17 protein-coding genes are annotated in these 15,737 nt (G+C 73.4%); 8 read left to right on the top strand and 9 right to left on the bottom strand.

Annotation, left to right across the window (positions count from 1 at the left end):
• Positions 1-306: 306 nt before the first annotated feature.
• Positions 307-729: a hypothetical protein gene (locus tag TR50_RS09435; protein WP_042417490.1), complete on the top strand. Its 423-nt coding sequence runs from the start codon at positions 307-309 to the stop codon at positions 727-729.
• Positions 730-746: 17 nt separating this feature from the next.
• On the opposite strand, the gene TR50_RS45395 is transcribed toward TR50_RS09435, so the two are convergent.
• Together TR50_RS45395 and TR50_RS09425 are read right to left on the bottom strand one after the other, a co-directional pair.
• Complete coding sequence (locus TR50_RS45395) at positions 747-1,304, bottom strand: hypothetical protein (protein WP_152648323.1); 558 nt, start codon at positions 1,302-1,304, stop codon at positions 747-749.
• 36 nt (positions 1,305-1,340) lie between these two features.
• On the bottom strand, positions 1,341-2,519 hold the full coding sequence (locus tag TR50_RS09425) for an acyl-CoA dehydrogenase family protein (RefSeq protein ID WP_042417488.1): 1,179 nt from the start codon (positions 2,517-2,519) through the stop codon (positions 1,341-1,343).
• 198 nt (positions 2,520-2,717) lie between these two features.
• Here TR50_RS09425 and TR50_RS09420 point away from each other — a divergent pair, with 198 nt between their 5' ends.
• A complete protein-coding gene (locus TR50_RS09420; RefSeq protein WP_042417486.1) occupies positions 2,718-3,740 on the top strand; it encodes a 2-dehydropantoate 2-reductase in 1,023 nt (340 codons plus the stop codon).
• A gap of 35 nt (positions 3,741-3,775) precedes the next feature.
• Here the strand turns inward: TR50_RS09420 and TR50_RS09415 are convergent, their stop codons facing one another.
• Positions 3,776-4,258, bottom strand: coding sequence for a GNAT family N-acetyltransferase (locus TR50_RS09415; RefSeq protein ID WP_042417484.1), 483 nt, complete (start codon positions 4,256-4,258; stop codon positions 3,776-3,778).
• A 164-nt stretch (positions 4,259-4,422) separates the two neighbouring features.
• Between TR50_RS09415 and TR50_RS09410 the strand changes: the two genes are divergently transcribed.
• Positions 4,423-4,947, top strand: coding sequence for a PTS sugar transporter subunit IIA domain-containing protein (locus TR50_RS09410; RefSeq protein WP_369405710.1), 525 nt, complete (start codon positions 4,423-4,425; stop codon positions 4,945-4,947).
• Between the two features lie 230 nt (positions 4,948-5,177).
• On the opposite strand, the gene TR50_RS09405 is transcribed toward TR50_RS09410, so the two are convergent.
• Positions 5,178-5,675 (bottom strand): NUDIX hydrolase, encoded by a 498-nt coding sequence (locus TR50_RS09405; protein ID WP_042417483.1) that lies wholly within the window; start codon positions 5,673-5,675, stop codon positions 5,178-5,180.
• Between the two features lie 157 nt (positions 5,676-5,832).
• Between TR50_RS09405 and TR50_RS09400 the strand changes: the two genes are divergently transcribed.
• On the top strand, positions 5,833-6,798 hold the full coding sequence (locus TR50_RS09400; RefSeq protein WP_042417482.1) for an O-antigen ligase family protein: 966 nt from the start codon (positions 5,833-5,835) through the stop codon (positions 6,796-6,798).
• Positions 6,799-6,826: 28 nt separating this feature from the next.
• Here the strand turns inward: TR50_RS09400 and TR50_RS09395 are convergent, their stop codons facing one another.
• On the bottom strand, positions 6,827-7,522 hold the full coding sequence (locus tag TR50_RS09395) for a TetR/AcrR family transcriptional regulator (RefSeq protein WP_042417481.1): 696 nt from the start codon (positions 7,520-7,522) through the stop codon (positions 6,827-6,829).
• Between the two features lie 191 nt (positions 7,523-7,713).
• Here TR50_RS09395 and TR50_RS09390 point away from each other — a divergent pair, with 191 nt between their 5' ends.
• Positions 7,714-8,196, top strand: coding sequence for a nitroreductase family deazaflavin-dependent oxidoreductase (locus TR50_RS09390; protein WP_084699992.1), 483 nt, complete (start codon positions 7,714-7,716; stop codon positions 8,194-8,196).
• Between the two features lie 95 nt (positions 8,197-8,291).
• On the opposite strand, the gene TR50_RS09385 is transcribed toward TR50_RS09390, so the two are convergent.
• Positions 8,292-8,864 (bottom strand): nucleosidase, encoded by a 573-nt coding sequence (locus TR50_RS09385; protein ID WP_174514821.1) that lies wholly within the window; start codon positions 8,862-8,864, stop codon positions 8,292-8,294.
• A 66-nt stretch (positions 8,865-8,930) separates the two neighbouring features.
• Here TR50_RS09385 and TR50_RS09380 point away from each other — a divergent pair, with 66 nt between their 5' ends.
• A complete protein-coding gene (locus tag TR50_RS09380) occupies positions 8,931-9,602 on the top strand; it encodes an O-methyltransferase (protein ID WP_042417477.1) in 672 nt (223 codons plus the stop codon).
• Between the two features lie 283 nt (positions 9,603-9,885).
• Here TR50_RS09380 and TR50_RS09375 read toward each other — a convergent pair whose 3' ends face one another.
• Positions 9,886-10,788, bottom strand: a complete 903-nt coding sequence (locus TR50_RS09375) for a spermidine synthase (protein WP_169790424.1) — start codon at positions 10,786-10,788, stop codon at positions 9,886-9,888.
• A gap of 218 nt (positions 10,789-11,006) precedes the next feature.
• Here TR50_RS09375 and TR50_RS09370 point away from each other — a divergent pair, with 218 nt between their 5' ends.
• Positions 11,007-11,915: a polysaccharide deacetylase family protein gene (locus TR50_RS09370; RefSeq protein WP_052440869.1), complete on the top strand. Its 909-nt coding sequence runs from the start codon at positions 11,007-11,009 to the stop codon at positions 11,913-11,915.
• Between the two features lie 645 nt (positions 11,916-12,560).
• Here the strand turns inward: TR50_RS09370 and TR50_RS09365 are convergent.
• The gene (locus TR50_RS09365; RefSeq protein WP_042417465.1) at positions 12,561-14,012 is read right to left on the bottom strand and encodes a HAMP domain-containing protein; all 1,452 of its coding nucleotides are present in this window, start codon (positions 14,010-14,012) and stop codon (positions 12,561-12,563) included.
• A complete protein-coding gene (locus tag TR50_RS09360) occupies positions 14,009-14,731 on the bottom strand; it encodes a response regulator transcription factor (RefSeq protein WP_042417464.1) in 723 nt (240 codons plus the stop codon). The genes TR50_RS09365 and TR50_RS09360 overlap by 4 nt, the downstream gene beginning before the upstream one ends.
• 54 nt (positions 14,732-14,785) lie before the next feature.
• On the opposite strand from TR50_RS09360, the gene TR50_RS48585 reads away from it, so the two are divergent.
• On the top strand, positions 14,786-15,382 hold the full coding sequence (locus TR50_RS48585) for a hypothetical protein (RefSeq protein WP_236654347.1): 597 nt from the start codon (positions 14,786-14,788) through the stop codon (positions 15,380-15,382).
• The last annotated feature ends 355 nt before the right edge of the window (positions 15,383-15,737 follow it).

The following is a 15,737-nucleotide window of genomic DNA, read 5'->3' as shown; positions in this document are numbered from 1 at the left end:
GGACCCCGGCGCGCCTGACCGCCCCCGACGCGGTGCGGCGAGGCCCGCCGTTCGGACCACAGCCGTGGTCCGAACGGCGGCCTGTACTTCGCCGGCGTCTTCCCGGCGCACAGAAGGATCGGTCGTGACAGTGATCCCTTCCGGTATCTCACTCCGAACATACCGACAGCCGTCTCGCCTGGAAACGATCCCGGAGGATTGAGGGGTTGGTAAGGAACGGCATCTGATGCCTTGTTGGCCAGTCGGCGGCCATTTAGCCTCTGGCCCGGCTCCACCGCCCATCAGTCGCCATAGGGGGAAACAAAGATGCGGGTACGCAGCAGGCTCGTCACGGCTCTCGGTGCTGTCGCAATCGGCACGGGGGCCACCGTCCTTGCCGGGGCTGGTCCGGCCTTCGCCAGTGGCGAGGTCTGCAACCCCCAGACCGGCAACCCCGACTTCAGCATCTGTCAGCAGGTCAACGGGCACGCGACCGTGATCAACTGGGCGGCGGGCGTTGTACTGCCCAACCACCAGATCGGATACCCCTACGAGATCACGATGACGGGCGTCAACGGGGCTGTCCTCTGCAGGGAAGAAGTTCCCGCGAACAACTTGGGCGTTCACACCTGCACCTGGAACGGCGGTGGCCAGGAATACCGCGAGGGCAATATCTGCACCACCGTCCAGGTCGATGAGGGCAATTCGGGATGGCTCTTCGACGGCGAAGCCTGCCTGTACGTGAGCTGATCGCAACGCGACAAAGCTCAGTAGTGCCAGCGGAAGTAGCCGTTGACATCCGAGCATGTGATCGGGGTTCCGCCCGAATCGACGGTGGTCGTGCCGTCGTCGGCGTGGGGGCAGAACTCGCCGGCGTGGTAGTAGCGGCCGCTCGGCGAGAGGAGCACGGGGTAGCCGGGACTCGTGGCGCCGCCGTCGCCGCTCAATGCGCCGCTGTTGTCAGCCGCGGCACTCTCGGTTGAACGGGCTGGAGCGGGCTTCGCTGCGGTCGTGCTGGGGACAGCATGCGTCGCCGTGGGTTTCGGGGCGGCAGTGACCGTGATCGTCGTACGCTCCGTCGCGGTCGCGGTGACCGTGACCGCAGGGCTGGCCTTGTAGCCGGTGAGAGCCTGGCCGAGGCCCTGCCCTGCGCCGACGAGGAACGACGGGACGAAGACGGCCGCTGCGGCCCCGGTCGCTATCTTCTTCGGACGACTGAGTCCGTTCCAGCGAGTGCGCAGGTCTGGCTTGGTGGGGATCGGGATCAACGCGTCAGGCCCTTCAGCGATCTTGCGGTAGCGCGCACAGGCTACTGCGACGATCACTGATTGGACACATAATCTTCACGCGTCGCGCGAGCCTCAGCGGCGGACGCGTGGCATGCCGAGGCCGATCCAGCTGATGATCTCGCGCTGGATCTCGTTGTTGCCGCCGCCGAAGGTGAAGATGACCGCGCTGCGGTAGCCGCGTTCGAGGTTGCCGCGCAGGACCGAGCCGGCGGAGCCCTCCTTGAGGGGGCCGGCTGCGCCGACGACCTCCATCAGCCAGGCGTAGGCGTCGCGGCGGGCCTCGCTGCCGTAGACCTTGACCGCCGAGGCGTCCTGCGGGGTGAGGACGTTGCGCTCGACGGCGTCGACCATCTGCCAGTTGAGCAGCTTGACCGCGTCGAGGCGGCTGTGGGCGCGGGACAGGCGCTGGCGCACCCAGGGGAGGTCGATGACGCGCTTGCCGTGGGCGAGTTCGGTCTCGCGGGCCCAGGCCTGGACCTCGGCGAGGGCGCGGTTCGCCATGGTGGCGTGCGCGGCGAGGGTGACCCGTTCGTGGTTGAGCTGGTTGGTGATCAGCCGCCAGCCCGCGTTCTCCTCCCCCACCCGCATGGAGACCGGGACGCGGATGTCCTGGTAGTAGCTGGCGGTGGTGTCGTGCCCGGCGAGGGTGCGGATGACGGTGGTGGAGTAGCCGGGGTCGGTGGTGTCGACCATCAGCATGGTGATGCCCTTGTGCGGCGGGGCGTCCGGGTCCGTGCGGGTCGCCAGCCACACCCAGTCGGCGGTGTCGCCGTTGGTGGTCCAGATCTTCTGGCCGTTGACGACGTAGTGGTCGCCCTCGCGGACCGCGCGGGTCTTGAGCGCGGCGAGGTCGGTCCCGGCGTCGGGCTCGGAGTAGCCGATGGCGATGTCGATCTCCCCGGCGAGGATCCTGGGGAGGAAGAACGCCTTCTGCTCGGCCGTGCCGTACTTCATGATGGATGGCCCGACGGTGTTCAGTGCCATGATCGGCAGCGGCACGCCCGCCTGAGCCGCCTCGTCGAAGAAGATGAACTGCTCGAACGCGCTCATCCCGCGGCCCCCGTACTCCACCGGCCAGCCGACGCCGAGCCAGCCGTCGGCGCCGAGACGGCGGTTGACGTCGCGGTAGAACTTCTTCTGCTCGCGCGGGTCGTTGAGACGTCCGTGCGCCTCGGGCGGCATCAGCTCGATGAAGTAGGCGCGCAGTTCGGCACGGAGCCGCTGCTGCTCCGGGGTGTAGTCCAGGTGCACGACGCCTCCAGGTGCGATCGCTGCTGTCGCTGCTGCTGCCGTTCCGTACCGTCGCTGCGCAGACTAGAACGCGTTCCATAAATCTGGAAGAGTCGCGCGCCGCTCCGGGTGCGACACGGCCGGTGACCCGCGAGTAGGGTGCAGCCACGCGGCATCGAACAGACATCAGGCGGGCATCGCCCAGGGAGGACCACCGGCATGCGCATCGCGGTCATGGGCGCCGGCAGCATCGGCTGCCACCTGGGCGGACACCTCGCCCGGCAGGCGGACGTCGAGGTGACCCTCATCGGCCGCCCCGCGGCGATGGCCGTCGTCGCCGAGAAGGGCCTCACCCTCACCAGCGGCCGCCGCGAGCCCCTGCACGTCTCCCCGGACCGGATCGCCGTCGCCACCGAGGCGGCGGCCGCCGCCGGCGCGGACGTCGTGCTGGTCACGGTCAAGTCGGACGGCACCCGCGCCGCCGCACGCGAGCTCGCGCCGCACCTGGCGCCCGACGCCGTCGTGGTCAGCTTCCAGAACGGCCTGCACAACGCCGAGGTGCTGCGCGAGGAGCTGCCCCAGCGAACCGTGCTGACCGGAATGGTCCCCTACAACGTCCTCCAGACCGAACCGGGGACGTTCCACCAGGGCACCGGCGGCGCCCTGATGCTGGACGACGGCGCGCCCGGCGCACCGCTCGTCGCCGCGCTCGCCGCGGCCGGGCTGCGCGTCGAGGCGCGGGCCGACATGCGCGCGGTCCAGTACGCCAAGCTGCTGATGAACCTCAACAACGCCGTCAACGCGCTCTCCGGCGTCCCCCTGCGCGCCCAGCTCGGCGACCGCTCCTACCGCACCTGCCTGGCCCTGTGCCAGCGCGAGGCGCTCGCCGCTTTCCGCGCCGCGGGGGTCACACCCGCCCAACTGGGAGCGGTGCGCCCCGCACTGATGCCGCGTCTGCTGCGCTTGCCGGACGCGGTCTTCACCCGCCTGGCCAAGGCGATGCTCGCGATCGACGCCACCGCCCGCTCGTCGATGTGGGAGGACCTGCAGCGCGGGCGGCCCACCGAGGTCGACTCGCTCCAGGGCGAGGTCGTCGCCCTGGCCGCGCGGCACGGCCTCTCCGCCCCGGCGAACGCCCGGCTCGCCGCGCTCGTGCACGAGGCCGAGCGCGCCTCCCAGGACGGCGGCGGCCGTGCCTGGTCCGGACCGGAGCTGCTGGCCGCCCTTCGGGCGAAGGCCTGACCGAGAAGAAGACCCGGCCGGCGCGGCGGCCTGACCTACTCGGCCACCCAGTGGTTGGTGCGCAGGGTCCGGCCGGCGAAGAGCACCTCGCGCTCCTCGACCAGTCGGAACCCGAGCGAACGGCAGACGCCGTTGGACGCGGCGTTCCCGACTCCCGGGAACGCGTGCACCGGGCCCCAGCGGCCGTCCTCGCGCGCGAGGGCCAGCAGCGTGCCGGCCGCCCACGTGGCCACCCCGCGCCCCTGGTACTCGGGCAGCACCATCCAGCCCATCTCCGAGACGACCCGGCCGTCCTCCTCGTGGGACCAGAGCACCACCGAGCCGGCGACCTCGCCCTCGTCCGTGACGACCATCTTGATCCAGCCCGCGCCCGACGCCACGGTCTCGACGTCGTCGGCGACCTTGCCCGGGATCGTCCCGGCCGGCAGCGGGCCGCCGAGTTCGGCCATCATCACGGGATCGCAGCGCATTCGCACGTATGCCTCGACGTCGCCCGCCTCCACGTCACGCAGCCTCATGCCGACTCCTCCCCGGACCGGTTCGCTCGCCCTTCATCCTCCTCCGCGGGCCGTGGGAAGGGCGACGCACCGCGAGGAGCAGGGGGACCGGCACCGCACCCTCTCCGCGTGTTGCCGCAGCGCGCACCGGGCGGAAATGCCTAGGCTGTGCACGGAGGTTACCGGTGAGTGTGGAGGACGGAAAGGCCGATGTCGTGCCGCTGCGCCCGCAGGCGGGCGAGGACGGCGGAACGCCGGCACGGGCGCCGCTGCGGGTGCTGACGCTGCCCGAACGGGACCGGGTCGGGATCGTGCTGGTCTGCCGCAGCCGGGCGCTGGCTCAGGCCACCCTCGACGAGTGCGTCCGCCTGCTGCCCGGCGCTGATCCCGCTCCGGTCGCCGCCGTCGGAGCGGGGCCCGAGGCGGTGGTGGCGGCCGCACGCCAGGTCGACCAGGGCGTGGGCGTCGCGGTGCTGTGCGACCTGCCCGAGACCGCCGAGACCGTGCTCACGCTGCTGGACCGGGCCGAGGAGCTGGCACTGCCGTTCCCCATCCGCTTCTGCGACGCACCGCTGATCGAGGGCGCCGTACCGGCCGTCGCGACGGCGACCGCCGGCGGCGACCTGGCCGCCGTGGCCGAGGCCGCGGAGGACGCCTACCGGGTCCGCAAGACCCCGCCCCACCACCCACCGCACCCGCTCGGCAACTGAGGCGGCCCTCCTCGGCAGCGACTACCGGCGCGGGGCGGCGCGGGGCAAGTAGGCCCGTGGGGCAAGTGGGCCCGTGGGCCACCGTCGACGCCGGGATCGGGGCTCACGGGCCGCTGCGGCGTCGGGGCCGAGGGCCGTGGGTCCGCGCCGCCAGAGCGCCGTCGGGGCCTACCTGGTCGTGGAGTCGTCGGGGCAGCAGAGCCGTTGGGGCCACCGGGGCCGCAGCGAGGTCAGGACAGGCCGGGCGTGACCGCCGAGAGTGCGAACCAGGTGCGCTCCTCGTCCCGCATGGCCAGCCGGAGCTGCTCCCGCTGATGTGACGTCACATCCTCGGGGAGCTCGTCGACCGCGAACCAGCGCACCTCCAGCGACTCGTCGTCGTTGACCCTGACCTCGCCGTCGAGGTAGCGGCAGCGGAACACGAGTGCCAAGTAGGTCACCTGATCCCCGTTCGGGTACACCACCGGTGGGTCGACCATGACGGCGGCCAGCCGCTCCGGGACGACGCGCACGCCGGTCTCCTCGAACGCCTCCCGCACCACGGCGTCGCCGGGCTCCTCCCCCGGCTCCAGGATGCCGCCGAGCAGCGCCCAACAGCCGGTGTCGGAACGGCGGGTGAGCAACACCCGGTCACGGTCGTCGAGGATCACGCCGGTGATCCCGCTCAACCAGAGTGGATCACGGCCGACATGGGCGCGCAGGTCACGCACGAACTCCGGTACAGGCATGGCGCCCACCCTACGTGTCGCGAAGCGCCGCGACCGGGCACACCGTGATCGCGTCGCGTCCGGCCGATCAACCGCCGCCAGGGCGATGACATCCGGCCAACTCCGGGTCTACCGTTGATCGGCCGGTGCAGGACCGGGGCGATCAGGGGGAACGCCGATGCCGGACACCGCTGTGCCGCTCGGGGCCGACCCGCCCGCGCGGAGCGACACCGTGTGCGACGTGGTGGGTTTCGTGCTGCTCGCGGCGTGCGCCGCCTGGACGGACTACTGCGCCTCCGGTCGCGAGGCCCACCCGGAGGGCGTGCTGCTCGGGCTGCTGGCGGTCTCCGCCGGGTACGCCACGGGCCGGATCGCCGGGGCGCTGGCGCCGATCGGCGGCCTCGCCGTTCCGGCCGCCGCCGCGGCCGTGTTCGCGCCGACCGTCGGGGGGCGGCTTCTCGGCGACGACGCCGTCGCCGCCCTGCTCTCGCTCGCGGTCGGCGCGGCCTGCTGCGCCGGATACGCGGCCCGGGAGCGCGGTCGGCGCTGGACGGCGCGAGCCTGTGTGGCGCTCGCACTGGCGCTCACGGCGGAGTCACTGCTCACCGACGCGACCCTGGGGGCGCTCGCCTGCGGCGGCACACTCGTGGTGGCCGGATCCGTGTACCGGACGCGGAACCGCCGTCGCGCTCTGCTGCTGCTCGGCGCCTGCGCGGTGCTGGCGGTCGGCGCCGTGCTGGCGGTCGGCGCGCACGGCGGCGACGCCGACCCTGCGGCGGGCGGCGGACCCTTCGCCGAGGTGTCCGCGCAGCCGCTCGCCGTCTGGCAGGACGCCTGGCAGGGGGTGGCCGAACACCCGTGGCGCGGCGTCGGGCCGGGCGACTTCGCCGACGGCAGCGCGTCCTCGGCGGCGCTCCAGCAGGCGGCGGAGCAGGGCTGGCCCGGCCTGGCCCTGCTCGGCGGTGCTTTCGGCTGGTGCCTGTGGTCCCTCAGCCGCTCGCCCCGGCCGACCTCAGTCGCGCTCAGCGCGGCGGGCGCGATCACGGCACTCGGCGTACAGGCGGCGGCGACCCCGGTCCTCAGCGTGCCCGCCGTCGTCGTCTGCGGCGGCCTGCTCCTGGGCCTCGGGGTGGCACGACCGTGAGGCCGTCGTTCGACACCGCCGCCCGGGTCTACGGCAGGCCGACGAAGTCGGCCATCTCCTCGACGGTGTGGGCGAAGAACGCGTCCGCCGGATCGAACGAGCCGACGAGATGGCCGAAGAGCTCGAAGCTCACCATGCCGACCAACTGCGACCAGGCCACCACGCCACGGGTGAACACGCCCGCGCTGACCTCGGGGGCCATGGCCGCCACCAGCGCGCTGGTCTGCTCGGCGAGCGCCCCGCGCAGCGGGCGCACCGGGGCCCGGAGGTCCAGCCGCCCGGCCGCGCCGCGGATCACCGCGACCAGCGCGAGCGGGACGCGGGCCGCCGGGGCGATGGTGTCCTGGGGCGCGGCGTAGCCGGGCACCGGCGTACCGAAGAGGAGGGCGTACTCGTGCGGATTCTCCCTGGCCCAGTCGCGGACGCCGTGGCACAGGGCGCGCCACTGGGCGCGCGGGTCGTCGGCCGGGCTCTTCGCGACGGCCTCCTCGACCCGGTCCCCCAGGGCGTTGTAGGCATCGATGATCAGGGCCGTGAGCAGGTCGTCACGGCTCGGGAAGTAGCGGTACAGCGCGGACGAGGCCATGCCCAGCGCCCGGGCGACGGCTCTGAGGGAGAGCCGCTGCGCGCCCTCGTCGGCCAGCTGGCGACGGGCTTCTCGCTTGATCTCGAGGGTGAGCTCCTCGCGAGCGCGCTCGCGGGCGGTTCGGATCACTGGTGCCATGTCGGACAGTCTGCCACAAGCGAGAGCAGTGCACCCATACGGATGCGCCGATCAAAAACGAGAGCACTGCTCTTGACAGCGCGCAGCGCACGCGGGATAGTCGAAACACGGAAACGAGAGCACCGCTCTCGAAACGGATCCCCGATCTCGACCTCCGGTCCCGCCAGGGACCGGTCACCCAAGGAGCCACGATGAACGCCGATGCTTCCCAGCCCGAGGCCCTGCGCCTGGTCAAGCCCGAGGGCGGGTTCATGGTCACCCTCGACCGGATCACCAACAAGATGATGACCTGGCTCACCTACCGCGGCATCAGCATCCTCGGCTCCCGCATCCTGGCCGTCCGCGGCCGCAAGAGCGGAGAGTGGCGCACCACCCCCGTCAACCTGCTGGTCATCGACGGCGAGCGCTACCTCGTCGCGCCCCGCGGCCACACGCAGTGGGTCCGCAACATGCGCGCCGTGGGCGGCGGCGAGCTGCGCCTGGGCAAGAAGGTCGAGCCCTTCCGCGCGACCGAGCTGGCCGACGCCGACAAGCCCGCTGTGCTGCGCGCCTACATGAAGAAGTGGGCCTGGGAGGTGGGCTACTTCTTCGGCGACGTCAAGGCCGACTCCCCGGAGGAGGAGCTGCAGCGGATCGCTCCCGGATTCCCGGTCTTCCGCATCGCGGCCGTCTGAGCGCCGGCCGCCACCCCGGCCGCCTCCGCCCCGCCTCCGCCCCCGTCTCCAGCCGCCATCGCGACCGGCGCCGCGCCGCGCCGCACCTCGCGCCGTCAGAGGTTCTCGGCCACCCAGCGCCCGAGCTCCTTGGCGCAGCCGTCGACCGACTCCCGCCAGCTCTGCGCCGCGCCCTCCCCGGCGTCGTCGCTCACATGCTTCACCAGCCGCACCGGGAGCCCCACCTGACGCACCGCCTGCGCGACGGCGTAGCCCTCCATGTCGACCAGGTCCGCCAGCTCGGCCAGCCGGGCCCGCGCCGCCTCCTCCGAGACGAACAGGTCCCCGGTGGCGAGCACCGGCCCGCGGCCCGTCAGCCCGATCGGCGCACCGTAGGTCACCCCGGTCAGGGAGGCGAGCATCGCGGTGTCGAGATCGTGCTGGATCACCGAGCTCACTTCGTGCGTGACGCCGCCGAAGCCCGGCTTCAGCGCCCCCGCCGTCCCCAGGTTGACCACCCCGGTCGGCCGCGGCCCGCGTGCCAGCACCGTCGCCAGGGCGGTCGCGGCGTTGACCTTGCCCATGCCGGTGAGCAGCACCGGAAGGTCGGTGTTCAGATGCGCCGCCTCCTCGGCGACGGCCAGGACGAGCAGCGGGCGGGTCGGGTCGATGTCTCCGATGAGGCGCATGAAGCCCATGCTAACGAGCCCTGAAATGCCGACGAAAAGGCTGCTCCAGCGGCTAGCGTGACCGCTATGAGCACCCACGAGACCTGGACCGCAGTCGACGCCTACCTCAGCGCCACACTCGGCCTGCAGGACCCGGCCCTTGAGAACGCGCTCAAGGCCAGCGAGGCCGCCGGCCTCCCCCGGATCGAGGTGTCCGCGCCCGCGGGTCGCCTGCTGCGGCTCCTCGCCCAGATCCAGGGGGCGCGCCGCGTCCTCGAGATCGGCACGCTCGGCGGCTACTCCACCATCAACCTCGCCCGCGGCCTGGCCGAGGGCGGCCGCGTCGTCACCCTCGAGTACGACCCGCGCCACGCGGAGGTCGCCGCCGCGAACATCGCGGCGGCGGGCCTGGCGGAGCAGGTCGAGATCCGCGTCGGCAAGGCCCTGGACACGCTGCCGCAGTTGGAGCTGGAGGGCCGTGAGCCCTTCGACCTCTCCTTCATCGACGCGGACAAGGCCAACAACCCCCACTACGTCCGCTGGGCCCTCCGCCTGTCGCGCCCCGGGGCGCTCATCGTGGTCGACAACGTGATCCGGAACGGCGGCGTCCTCGACGCCGACGGCGGCCCCGACATCCAGGGCACCCGCGCCGCCCTCGCCCTCATCGCGGAGGACCCGCGGCTCGACGGCACGGCGATCCAGACCGTCGGCGCGAAGGGCTGGGACGGCTTCGCCCTGGCCCGCGTCCTCTCCGCGTAGGCGGCTCCGCCGCGAGGGAGGCCGGACGGCACCGCGGCAACCCGAGGAGCCAGGCACGGGCCGGCCGGCTCGTGCCTGGCTGCTCGGCAGCGTGCGCGCGAGGGCATGCGCGCAAGGGCCGGGCCAACGGGGCCGGCGGGTCATGCCCACCCGGCCGGCCCGTGCGAGCAGGTCGAGGCGCCGGCTCCGGAGGTGCGAGGTCCACTGCCGCCTGGCCGAACTACCGGGCGGCCGCGCCCGGGCGCAGGCTCCGGGACAGGCGCGGCCCGGGGCGGGGCGGCGGTCAGACCGCGAACGCGCCCGTCGGGGGCGGCGGGGAGGGGACGGCGTTCGCGTCGGTGACGGGTCGGGCTCGGGACGCGAAGGCCGCGAGCCTCTCGCCCGAGACCACGCGGGCCGGGAACGGGTCGCCGGCCGTGCGGCGGGTCAGGTCGTCGACGGGGAGGGGACGATGCGAGGCGAGCAGCACCAGGTTGCCGTAGCGGCGGCCGCGCAGGACGGACGCTTCGGCGACGAGGGCGAGCTCCGGGAAGACCGACGCCGCCGTGGCGACCTGGCCGCGCGCGAAGTCCAGCGGGGCGCCGTCGGCGAGGTTCGCCGCGTAGACGCCGTCCGGGCGGAGCGCGTCCGCCGCCAGCCGCAGGAACTCGACCGATGTCAGCGCCGCGGGGACGGTGTGGCCGCCGGCGCCGCCGAAGACGTCCGTGACGACGAGGTCCGCGCTCGCGGGCGGAGCGGCGGCGATCCAGGCGCGCGCGTCCGCCGCCTCGACGGCGAGATCGGCGCTCGCGTCCCAGGGCAGTGCCTCGCGTACCAGGGCGATCAGGCCGGCGTCGAGCTCGGCCACGCGCTGACGGGATCCGGGGCGCGTCGCGGCGAGGTAGCGCGGCAGTGTGAGCGCGCCGCCGCCGAGGTGGAGCGCGGTGACGGGCGCACCGGGATCCGCGCACAGGTCGGCGATGTGCGCGAGGCGCTGGACGTACTCGAACTCCAGGTGTCGGGGGTCGTCGAGGTCGACGTAGGACTGCGGGGTGTCGTCCATGGTCAGCAGCCATGCGCGCGGCCGGTCCAGGTCGGGCATCAGACGCGCGGTTCCGAGATCCACGCGGCGCACGACGGGCATGTCATCGGGTGCCACCGGTACCGTTTCCTGTCGTACGGCTTCCGTGGGGGCCTGGTCGTTCATACGCTCATTCTCCAGGCTCCGCGCACGGGCTGGAAAAGGCCCGGTAAACCAGTCGTTCGTCCACAGTGAAACGTCATGGACACGACGAACACGCGTTGATCACTTATCGCACACCGACCTGCGACGAAATCGGCACGAAAAGTCGTCTCACCGCGTACAACCTTCGTCGGCCGACGGATGTCTTCCATGTGTCCGACGCACTACCGGAAGGAATGCCAGTGCGACAGCCGACCCTCGCCTCACCGGTGCCGCTGCTCCGCGCGCGTACCAGCCGGCGGCTCGCCGTGCTGACCTTCCGGGAGGTGCGCGACCGCGGTGTTTTCGCCGCCCAGCTGGACCGGGTGCTGCGTTCCGCGACCCCGGTGTCGGTGGGTCAGGTGCAGCGCGCCATGTCCGGCGGCGCGCCGCTGCCTCCGCACAGCGTGCTGATCACCTTCGAGCACGGCCACCGCGACGTCGTGACGCAGGCACTTCCGGTGCTTGCCGCGCGGGCGGTACCGGCGCTGGTGTTCGCGGTCTCGGGACTGGTGGACACCGACGACCCGTACTGGTGGGACGAGGCGGAGTTCCTGGTCGGCGAGGGCGGCTGGGCGCGCAGCCTGTCCGGGCGCGCCGGCGGCTCGGTCGCGGCGGCGCTGGCGGCCATGCCGGACCCGGACCGTCGCCGCAGCCTCGCCGAACTGCGGGTGACGGCGCGTCACCGCGCCCCCTCGGCCCCGCAGCTCACCACGGCGGATCTGCACCTCCTGCTGGACGCGGGCATGCGCGTCGGGAGCCACGGGCTCGGCCACGCCCGGCTGGACCGCTGTGACGACTACGCGCTGCGCGAGGAGGTCGTCGGCGGCCACGAGCGGCTCACCAAGCTGACGGGCGCCCCGATCACCTCCTTCGCCTACCCGGACGACGTCCACGACCTGCGCGCGGTCACGCTGCTGCGGGAACTCGGCTACACCAGCGCCTTCCGCAACGACGGCCGGCTGGTGGACCCGTACAGCGGCCTGCCGGACTCGCTGTGCATCAGCCGCGTCCGCGTCGGCACCCGGACGGCGCGCTCGCGCCTGGACGCCGCGCTGTCCGCGTGGTCGCCCTCCGCCTCCCGCCGCCTGCGCGGGGCCGAGGCCGTCTGAAGAGCTCGCCGCCGCGACGACTGAACGCGCCGGGCTCCGCCCGGCCGGCCGAGGCCGAGCGGCGTAGTCCGTGGGCCACGCTCCACGCTCCACGCTCCGCAGCCTTCGCCCCGGCGACGACCACGCCGCACGACGGACCCGGCCGAGGCCGCCCGGCGCGGCGGGAGAAGCGACCCGGGGGCAAGACCCCACGCACGCACGGATCGGGCCGCAGCCGGCCTTGCCCGGGGCCCCGCGATAAGGCCGCAGCGCGCCGCACGGTCGGCGCGGGCCGCTGCGGGAGCCAGCGGCTGGGGACGCGACCACAACCGCCGCCACCGAGGACCGGGCAATCCCGCCACCGCACACGCAGCGCGGCGGGAGCGGCAGCCGGGAGCGAGGCACAGGCAGGAGACCCGGCCACAAGGGGCCCTGCCCGGGCCCGGCCATTCAACCGGAGCACGGCCAGCGCAGCGGCGCAGCCGGGGGCGAGGCCACGGGCGCGGGCTACAACGGGCCTTGCCCGGGGCCCGGCCATGCAACCGTAGCGGCCAGCGCAGCTGCGCGACGGGAGAAGCGGTCGAAGGACGGGACAGACCGGCACGGCACCAGGCCACAACCGCCGCCGCCGAGGACCGGGCAATCCCGCCAGCGCACCATGCGCGGTCAGCGCACGGCGCGGCGGGGGGTGAGGCCGCGGGGGCGGGGTGGGGTCGCGGAGGCGAGGCCGAGGGTCAGGGTGATGCGGGCGCCGCCCAGCTCGCCGCGGGTGATGCGCAGGTCACCGCGGGTGGCGATGGCGGCGCGTAGGGCGATGTCGAGCCCCAGGCCGGTGGAGCCGTCGCTGCTGCCGCGCGTCAGCGCGGACTCGGGGTCGGCGATCCCGGGACCCGCGTCCTCGAGGGTCAGTTCGACGGCGAGTGCGGTGCGCGCGACGTCGACGGTGAACGCCGTGCCCGCCGGCGTGTGCCGGAAGACGTTGCCCACCAGCGCGTCGACGACCGCGCCCAGGTCGTCGGCCGACAGGTTGACCGGGGTCGGCTCGGCGCTGATCCGTACCTCGCAGGGACGGCCCTGGTGCTCGGCCAGCGTCGCCCAGAAGCCTGCGCGACGCTCGACGACCTCGCCCGCCTGGCAGACGGGTGCCACGGTGCGCTCGCGGCCGAGCAGCACACCGGCCCGACCCCGGTCGCGGCCGCGCCCGCCCGATGACCCCTGCGGACGGCCGGAGCCGCGGTCCGGGCCGGTCTCCGACGGCTGGAGCGCGCGGCCCATCGGCCCCGTCGCCAGCGGCGTGCGGGCGGCGGCGATGATGGCCTCCAGCTCGGACTCCAACTGGTCGACGGCGGCTGCGACGCGCTGCGCGTCCGGCGTCGGACCCATCCGTTCGGCGGCGAGGTGCAGGGCGGTCAACGGGGTGCGCAGGCGGTGCGACAGGTCGGCGACGAGTTCGCGCTCCACCGCGAGGAGTTCGACGACCCGGTCGGCCATCACGTTGAACGCGCTGCCGACGCGCCGCAGTTCGGGAGGGCCCGAGGGGTCGACCCGGCTGTCCAGGTCTCCGGAGCCGATCCGCTGGGCCGCCAGCGACAGCCGCCGCGAGGAGCGGACGACCTGCGCGCCGAGGCGGTCCGCGACGAACATCGAACCGGCCACCAGGCATACCGTGAGCAGCGCCATGACACCCCAGGAGGCGGCGACGCCGTCGGTCAGCTGCGCGGCCGGAAGGTACTCCTCGATGACGGCCACCCGCCCCTGCGGCAGGACCACGGGTTGGAGATAGACCCAGCCGCCGGGGATGTCCTGCGTGATGGACGCGCGCTGCGCGGCGGCCCGTGCGAGCAGCCGGGAGGGAGAGTGGTCGCTGCCGAGCTGCTGCCCGTCGGGCAGTCGGACGCCGAGCCCGCCGGTCGAGTCGAGGCTGGCGATGGCCGCGGTCAGCTGGTCGGTGTCGGTGGTGAGCGTGAGGACCGGAGCGAGGGCGGCGGCCCGCTGCTCGGCGGCGGCGATGTGCTGTCCCCTGGCCTCGGTGCGGACCAGGACGCCGAGCGGCAGCAGGAACGAGAGCGCCACCATCAAGGTGACCGCGAGCGCCACTCCGGCCAGGGAGCGTCTCACGGCGGGGTCACCATCTTGATGCCCACCCCGCGCACCGTCCACAGGTACCGGGGCCGGGCCCCCTGCTCGCCCAACTTGCGTCGCAGGGCCGACAGGTGGACGTCGATCGTCTGGTCGTCGACGTACGACTCGCGCCACACCTCGGCGAGGATCCGGCGCTTGGAGACCACCTGGTTGGCGTGCCCGGCGAGGAAGGCCAGCAGGTCGAACTCCCGGCGGGTCAACTGGAGCTCCCGGCCGTCCAGATGGACCGTGCGCGCCGACGGGTCGATGCGCAGGCCGCCGACGACGAGGGCGCCCGCCGTGGCCATGGGGGCCTCGTGCAGCACCTGGCCCTGGGCCTCCGGGGCGAGGCTGCCGTTCGCGCGCCGCAGCACGGCGCCCAGTCGGGCCGCCAACTGCCTCCCCGAGAGCGGCTTGACCAGGTAGTCGTCGGCCCCGGCTTCGAGCAGACGGACGATCTCCGCCTCGTCGTCGCGGGCGGTGGCCACGATCACCGGCACACGCGACAGACCGCGGATCATCCGCAGCGCGTCCGCGCCGTCGAGGTCCGGCAGGCCGAGATCGAGCACGACCGCGTCGACGTGGGCCTGCGTGATCTCGCGCAGCGCCCCGAAGCCGTCGCCGACGCTGCGCACGGCGTGGCCGTGCTCCGAGAGCACCTCGATGAGCGAGGCGCGTATCGCGGGGTCGTCTTCCACGACGAGGACGCTGGGCATGCGGCACACCGTAGTGGATGTCGGGCGACGCGGCGGATGCGGTTAGATGCGCGCGTGCACCGCCTTCTTCGCTACGGCCTGATCTGGCTGATATGTACGACTCTCACCGTGACCGTCGGCTTCTTCGCCGTCGGCATCGTCATGGACTCCGCAGGCGGCACGCCGCCGACCGTCCAGGCGGACGACTCGACGGGCGACGACCCGAGCGCCTCCGCCTCACCCCTCGCGGCCTCGTCGCTCTCGCCGTTCCCGTCGCCGTCCGCGGGCGCGGTGTCGGCCTCGCCCGTCGGCTCGCGCGGGGCGTCGGCCACCGGTCACCGCGCGTCCGCGACGCCGAGCCCGCGGGGCACAGGCACGAGCATGGGGACGGGCACGGGATCGGGCTCCTGCCAGGGAGGGGTCGGTGCGCACACCGTGCATTCCCAGGGAGGGCAGGCCTCGGTGATGTTCGGCAGCAGCGCGGTCTGCCTGATCTCGGCCGTGCCCGCGCCGGGTTTCACCGCGCAGACGCAGCAGCCCGACCCGGGCACCCTGGTGATCACCTTCTGCGGCAGCACCCACCGCTCGACGATCACCGCCCACCTCTCGCCCGAACCCGGGTCCGAGATCCGCGAGACCTCCTGGCAGATCCCGTCGACGTCGATGTGCTGACGCCGGCTCATCGGGGCGGGGGGACAGGCTGCGGGGCGGATGAGCGTTTCCTTAGGGCAGTCCGAAGAAGCCGGGTTCCGCCTGCCTGAGCTGCTGGAACGCACCTATCGTGGCGGCGCACGCCGACCCGAGAGGCACCCTGGAGGTCCCGTCCCATGAGCTCGCTGCGACACAACGACGACGACGCGCGATCCCGTCACCGCGCACCCGCACGGTGGTTCGCGCCGCGCAGAATGGTGGCGCCCGTGCTGGTGGCGTGCGCGGTCGGCGGGGTGGCCGTCGCGGTCGGCGTGCACGCGTCGTCCCCGACGGCCGGAACGGCCGCGACCGCCGGGACCGCCGCGACGGGACCGGG

Origin of the sequence: Streptacidiphilus anmyonensis (assembly GCF_000787855.1) — a bacterium.
In the GTDB taxonomy this organism is placed as follows: domain Bacteria; phylum Actinomycetota; class Actinomycetes; order Streptomycetales; family Streptomycetaceae; genus Streptacidiphilus; species Streptacidiphilus anmyonensis.
Note: the sequence above shows the minus strand (reverse complement) of the source record. Positions and strands in the feature narration are given on the sequence as shown.

What these genes read in the sequence shown, in the direction of transcription:
- TR50_RS09360 (WP_042417464.1), bottom strand. Translation starts at nt 14,731, where the DNA reads ATGCCCAGCGTCCTCGTCGTGGAAGACGACCCCGCGATACGCGCCTCG.
- TR50_RS09385 (WP_174514821.1), bottom strand. Translation starts at nt 8,864, where the DNA reads ATGCGCCTCATCGGAGACATCGACCCGACCCGCCCGCTGCTCGTCCTG.
- TR50_RS09435 (WP_042417490.1), top strand. Translation starts at nt 307, where the DNA reads ATGCGGGTACGCAGCAGGCTCGTCACGGCTCTCGGTGCTGTCGCAATC.
- TR50_RS09375 (WP_169790424.1), bottom strand. Translation starts at nt 10,788, where the DNA reads ATGAACGACCAGGCCCCCACGGAAGCCGTACGACAGGAAACGGTACCG.
- TR50_RS09420 (WP_042417486.1), top strand. Translation starts at nt 2,718, where the DNA reads ATGCGCATCGCGGTCATGGGCGCCGGCAGCATCGGCTGCCACCTGGGC.
- TR50_RS09395 (WP_042417481.1), bottom strand. Translation starts at nt 7,522, where the DNA reads ATGGCACCAGTGATCCGAACCGCCCGCGAGCGCGCTCGCGAGGAGCTC.
- TR50_RS09400 (WP_042417482.1), top strand. Translation starts at nt 5,833, where the DNA reads ATGCCGGACACCGCTGTGCCGCTCGGGGCCGACCCGCCCGCGCGGAGC.
- TR50_RS09405 (WP_042417483.1), bottom strand. Translation starts at nt 5,675, where the DNA reads ATGCCTGTACCGGAGTTCGTGCGTGACCTGCGCGCCCATGTCGGCCGT.
- TR50_RS09415 (WP_042417484.1), bottom strand. Translation starts at nt 4,258, where the DNA reads ATGAGGCTGCGTGACGTGGAGGCGGGCGACGTCGAGGCATACGTGCGA.
- TR50_RS09390 (WP_084699992.1), top strand. Translation starts at nt 7,714, where the DNA reads ATGAACGCCGATGCTTCCCAGCCCGAGGCCCTGCGCCTGGTCAAGCCC.
- TR50_RS09380 (WP_042417477.1), top strand. Translation starts at nt 8,931, where the DNA reads ATGAGCACCCACGAGACCTGGACCGCAGTCGACGCCTACCTCAGCGCC.